Genomic DNA, 5,732 nt, shown 5'->3' on the forward strand with positions numbered 1-5,732 from the left:
AATGCTTGTCCTACAAAAGATCCGACTAGACCTGCAACGATATTTGCAATCCAACCCATAGAAGATCCTTTATTTGTGATAGCACCTGCAATCGCACCGATGATCGCACCGACGATTAATGACCAGATTAATCCCATATAAAACACTCCCTTCAATATAATTCGAATAATTGCTTCACATATATTTTTGTTACCTTATGCGATAAAACAATCATACTATAACCTTACATATTCGTCACTTAATCTGCTTAAATGAGATTTAAAGTTATAAAACTCATGTTATTTAATTAATAGAATTCACAAAAAAAAGAAGAGCAACTTGCTCTTCTTAATCTTTAAATTTGTGACCAAACGCTTTCTAAAATATTCGTTTGGTTACGATCAGGTCCTACTGAGAAAGTAGAGATGCGAACACCGACTAATTCTGAAATACGACGAACATAATTACGTGCATTTTCAGGTAACTCAGCTAATGTTTTACAACCGGTAATATCTTCTGACCATCCTGGTAATTCTTCATAAACAGGTTTGCAGCGTTGTAGCTCTTTCAAGCTTGCTGGGTAGTGATAGATTAATTCTCCATCTAAATCGTATGCCGTACAAATTTTAACTTTCTCTAGCCCACTTAACACATCGATTGAGTTTAACGAAAGATTTGTAATACCAGATACGCGACGAGAATGACGCATTACAACTGAATCGAACCAACCGATACGACGTGGACGTCCTGTTGTTGTTCCATATTCACGGCCAACTTCACGAATCTGATCGCCGACTTCATCGAATAACTCAGTTGGAAATGGTCCATCTCCTACACGTGATGTATATGCTTTACAAACACCAACTACTTTATCGATTTTAGAAGGTCCCACACCGCTACCGATCGTTACCCCACCAGCAACTGGATTAGAAGAAGTAACAAATGGATATGTTCCTTGGTCGATATCTAGCATTACTCCTTGAGCACCTTCAAATAGGACACGTCGACCTTCATCTAAAGCATCGTTTAAAATGACTGAAGTATCGGTAACATATTGTTTGATTTGTTGTCCATAAGCATAGTATTCTTCAAAAATATCATCAAATTCGATTGGCTCAGAATCAAACATTTTAACAAATTGACGATTTTTTTCTTCTAAATTGATTGCTAAACGTTCAGCAAAGATTTCTTTATCTAGTAAATCAGCAATTCGAATTCCCACACGAGCAGCTTTATCCATATAGGCTGGCCCAATCCCTTTGATTGTCGTTCCGATTTTGTTCTCGCCTTTTGAATCTTCCTGTAATTGATCCAATTTAATATGGTACGGTAAAATAACGTGAGCGCGATCAGAAATACGTAAATTATCGGTAGTGACTTGGTTGTCTTTTAAGTACGCCAATTCTTTTACTAGTGATTTTGGATTGACTACGACACCGTTTCCGATAACACTAATTTTTTCTGGATAAAAAATCCCTGAAGGAATTAAATGTAATTTATACGTTGTTCCATCAAATTTGATGGTATGACCTGCATTGTCTCCACCTTGATAGCGAGCAATAACTTCTGCATTTTCACTTAAAAAATCAGTGATTTTCCCCTTACCTTCGTCGCCCCATTGTGTTCCTACTACTACTACTGATGACATATGAATACCTCTTTCTTATTTTGTTGTATTCCCAAAACATTGTAGCAAGTTTTGCACAATAATTCAAATAATTATCGAATATTTTTTATTTTTTCGCTTAAAAAACAAGTAAAAAACGAACATTATTGTAATTTATAAACAAATTTACAGAAAAAAAGAAACAATCTAGAAAAAACTCTCTAGATTGCTTCTTTTAAAATTCCTCGCGTAAGGAAAGTGAAGAAAATTTATTGTACTCTTTAATGAAAAGTAATTCCACAGTTCCACGAGCACCACTACGGTTTTTCTCGATGATTACTTCCACTTTATTGTCGATCTGTTCTTCTTTTTCTTCGTTATCTTCACCTTCACGTTCATAATAATCCTCTCGATACAAAAAGGCTACGATATCTGCATCTTGTTCAATCGAACCGGATTCACGGATATCACTTAAAACTGGTCGTTTATCTTGTCGTTGTTCGACTCCACGAGAAAGCTGAGACAGTGCAATAACAGGCACTTTTAATTCTTTAGCCAATTTTTTTAACTGACGTGAAATCTCTGAAACTTCTTGTTGGCGACTCTCACGACCAGTACCTTCAATCAATTGCAAATAATCAATTAAAATCAGACCTAGACCACCTTTTTCTTGAGCTAATTTACGACAACGTGCACGAATCTCTGAAATCTTGATCCCGGGTGTATCATCAATGTAAATATTAGCTTGCGATAAACTTCCCATAGCGACAATCAATGCACGCCATTCTTCTTCAGTTAATTGCCCTGTTCGCAAGTTGGCTGCTTGAATCGATCCTTCGGCACAAAGCATTCGATTGACCAATGATTCAGCACCCATCTCCAAACTAAAAATCGCAACTGATTCATCAGTTTTTGTGCCAATATTTTGCGCAATATTCAGTGCAAAGGCCGTTTTCCCAACAGCTGGACGAGCTGCAATAATAATCAGCTCTTCTTTTTGTAAGCCAGCAGTCATTTTATCTAATGCTTGATACCCCGTCGGCAACCCTGTGATCGCTTCTCCTTGTTGAGCTAACTGATCAATTGTTTCGATAGTAGTATTTAAAACATTGGCTATTGAGCGAAAGCCACTACTATTTCGCTTTTCGGTCACTTCTAAAATACTACGTTCTGCATCATCAATGATCGTTTGGATATCTTCACTTTGCTCAAAGCCCATTGTGACGATTTGGTTAGCAGTATGAATCAAATTGCGTAACATCGCTTTATCGCTAACAATTTTCGCATAGTATGCGATACTAGAAGCAGATGGTGAAGCCTGACTTAGTTCAACTAGATAAGCAATTCCACCAACATCTTCTAATCCATTTGCTTGCTCCAACTCTGATTTCAACGTAATCACATCAATCGCTTCATTGCGATCATTTAACTGGATCATAGCTTGAAATATCAGTTGATGTGCACGACGATAAAAAGCTCGCGGTTCTAATACTTCCATTGCATCTACAATTGTATCTGCATCTAAAAAGATTGCTCCCAGTACAGCTTGTTCTGCTTCAATGTCTTGAGGCGGAATGCGGTCTTGCCAAACTTCATTCATTCTATTGTTCCCCTCATTTGTTACATTAGTCTACTTTTATTTTATTTCTTCAACATGCACTCGAATCGTAGCATTGACACCTTGATGCAGTTTTACTGGGATATCTGTATATCCTAGTGTACGAATAGGTTGTTTCAATTCCACTTTTCGTTTATCGACTTTGATCTTATATTGTTTTTCTAAAGCATCTGTTATTTGTTTAGAAGGAATCGAACCAAATAAACGACCATCCTGCCCCGCTTTAGCTTGTAGTTTTACAACAGTACTCTCTGCTTCTAAAGTGGCTTTTAATTGCTCTGCTTCGGCAACAAGCTCTGCTTCATGCTTTTCTTGTGCTTTTTGTTTACCTTTCAGCTCAGCGATCGTTTCATTGGTAGCTTCTTTCGCTAATTTATTTTTGAATAAAAAGTTTTGTGCATAACCGGCCGGTACTTCTTTAACTTCACCTTTTTTACCTTTACCTTTGACATCTGCTAAAAAAATAACTTTCATTTTATTCACTCCTCGTTAAAATTTCGTTGCTCTAATTCATTATAAAGCATATCTTGTACTTCACTTAGTGTTTTATTCGAAATCTGTGTTGCTGCATTGGTAAAATGACCACCGCCATCCAATGCTTCCATAATCGCTTGAACATTGATTTTCCCAGTGCTTCTAGCACTAATACCGATCTTCTCTCCGGCTTGTCTCGTGACCACAAAAGAAGCGCTAATTCCATTTAAGGACAATAGTGTATCGGCAGTTTTTGCTACTGTAATACTATCGTAAATTTCATGATCTTCGGCAACAGAAATCAAAATATCTTTACGATAATACTTACTTCTGGCGACTAGTCCACTAATTAATAGATACGAATCCAAGTCCGAACTCAAAAGATATTGAATCAAAGGATTATCTGCTCCTTTAGACTTTAAAAAACTAGCTACATCAAAAGTTTTTCCTGTCGTTCTCACGATAAAATTTTTCGTATCTACATAGATACCTGCCAATAACAAGGTCGGAACTAATCTAGGCAAACGTTGCTTACGTGTTGTTAAAAATTGAATAAATTCTGAGACTAGTTCAGAAGTCGAAGAAGCTGATGTTTCGATATAAGTAAGTAAAGGTCGCTGTGGAAACTCTTCACTACGCCGATGATGATCCACGATGATCACTTTATCGATTGCTTGATATACAGCGTCAGAGATCCCTAAAGAAGGTTTATTATGGTCGATCATCACCAGTAAGCTATCCTCATCGATTAGCTCTAGTGCAGCTTGCTCTTCGATTAATAGTGAATTCAGCTCTGGATATTTTTCCAATTCGTCGATGCAGCGACTCACATCTGGATTTAGTTGCTGATAGTTAATCAAAATATATGGTTCGATCCCAACGATTTGCGCGATTGTAGCCATCCCAAATGAAGCACCGATCGCATCCATATCGGGAAAACGGTGACCCATAATGAATACTTTTTTATTTTCACTAAACAAACGTTTTAAAGCTACACTCATTGCTCTAGAACGTGTTCTTGTTCTCCGAATCGTTCCATCTGTATTCCCGCCATAAAATAACGGCTTACTTGCAGGATCTTCACCACGTACGACTACTTGATCGCCACCTCTAGCCTGAGCTAAATCTAGATTCATTTGCGCTCGTTCGCCAATCGTTTCAATGTTATCTTGTCCATATGAAATGCCAATGCTGATCGTTAAAATAAATTCACTGTGCATTTCTGCTTCTTTCACTTGATTTAAAATGGGAAACTTCTTTTGTTGCATTTCCTCTAAATTTTCCTCATTTGCCACAAAAAGATAGCGTTCTGAATTCAAGCGTTTATAAAAGATATGATAGCTATTCGCCCAGTCTGAAATAATCGTTGTAACTAACGAATTCAACGTTGATACATACTTATCATCCATTTGGTCAATCAAATCATCATAGTTATCTAAAGAAATAATTCCAATCACTGTCATGTTCTTACTCCTTAATATACCAACATTTTCTAGAAAACCTTTGATAAAATATAATTCATTTACCTTTATTCATTCTTATATGATATTTTACCACAAAATGATTCCGGACTCCTACTGTTCAGATAGCTTAGTTTTTTCGTGTTTCACGTGAAACATAATGATACAAAAAAGGAACCTCATAATTATGAGATTCCTTTATTTAAATATGGTTTATTCTTCACCAACGAATGGTAATAAGCCCATAATACGTGCACGTTTGATTGCAACTGTTAATTTACGTTGGTTTTTAGCACCAGTACCAGTTACACGACGTGGTAAAATTTTACCGCGTTCTGAGATAAATCTTTTTAATAATTCGATATCTTTGTAGTCAACATGTTCAATATGGTTAGCTGCAAGATAGTCTACTTTACGACGTTTACGTCCGCCTCTTCTTTGTTGTGCCATCCTTTTTCCCTCCTATCAATTTGTTCTAGAATGGTAAGTCATCATCTGAAATGTCAATTGATGAGCTTCCGAATGGATCAGAAGTATCACGATCAAAATTCGGCATTCCGTTTGATGGTTGAGATGTCTGGTTTTGATTGAAATT

General features: G+C 36.7%; 5 protein-coding genes and 2 pseudogenes. All 7 read right to left on the minus strand.

Going from position 1 to position 5,732, the window contains the following annotated elements; all coding sequences use genetic code 11:
- Positions 1–137 (minus strand): annotated as a pseudogene (locus QZ413_RS02980) (GlsB/YeaQ/YmgE family stress response membrane protein); the annotation flags it as partial.
- Between the two features lie 197 nt (positions 138–334).
- Positions 335–1,627, minus strand: a complete 1,293-nt coding sequence (locus QZ413_RS02985) for an adenylosuccinate synthase (protein ID WP_297076183.1) — start codon at positions 1,625–1,627, stop codon at positions 335–337.
- A gap of 193 nt (positions 1,628–1,820) precedes the next feature.
- Positions 1,821–3,185, minus strand: coding sequence for a replicative DNA helicase (gene dnaB / locus QZ413_RS02990; protein ID WP_297076184.1), 1,365 nt, complete (start codon positions 3,183–3,185; stop codon positions 1,821–1,823).
- A gap of 36 nt (positions 3,186–3,221) precedes the next feature.
- Positions 3,222–3,677, minus strand: coding sequence for a 50S ribosomal protein L9 (gene rplI, locus QZ413_RS02995; protein ID WP_297076186.1), 456 nt, complete (start codon positions 3,675–3,677; stop codon positions 3,222–3,224).
- A gap of 5 nt (positions 3,678–3,682) precedes the next feature.
- Positions 3,683–5,140: a DHH family phosphoesterase gene (locus tag QZ413_RS03000; protein ID WP_297076188.1), complete on the minus strand. Its 1,458-nt coding sequence runs from the start codon at positions 5,138–5,140 to the stop codon at positions 3,683–3,685.
- Positions 5,141–5,350: 210 nt separating this feature from the next.
- Positions 5,351–5,587: a 30S ribosomal protein S18 gene (gene rpsR, locus QZ413_RS03005; protein WP_297076190.1), complete on the minus strand. Its 237-nt coding sequence runs from the start codon at positions 5,585–5,587 to the stop codon at positions 5,351–5,353.
- Positions 5,588–5,612: 25 nt separating this feature from the next.
- Positions 5,613–5,732, minus strand: a pseudogene (locus tag QZ413_RS03010) (single-stranded DNA-binding protein); the annotation flags it as partial.

This window comes from uncultured Enterococcus sp. (assembly GCF_913775425.1).
Classification (GTDB): Bacteria; Bacillota; Bacilli; order Lactobacillales; family Enterococcaceae; genus Enterococcus_G.

Coding starts and splice junctions, on each gene's coding strand:
- QZ413_RS02985 (WP_297076183.1), bottom strand. CDS start 1,627: ATGTCATCAGTAGTAGTAGTAGGAACACAATGGGGCGACGAAGGTAAG.
- QZ413_RS03000 (WP_297076188.1), bottom strand. CDS start 5,140: ATGACAGTGATTGGAATTATTTCTTTAGATAACTATGATGATTTGATT.
- rpsR (WP_297076190.1), bottom strand. CDS start 5,587: ATGGCACAACAAAGAAGAGGCGGACGTAAACGTCGTAAAGTAGACTAT.
- dnaB (WP_297076184.1), bottom strand. CDS start 3,185: ATGAATGAAGTTTGGCAAGACCGCATTCCGCCTCAAGACATTGAAGCA.
- rplI (WP_297076186.1), bottom strand. CDS start 3,677: ATGAAAGTTATTTTTTTAGCAGATGTCAAAGGTAAAGGTAAAAAAGGT.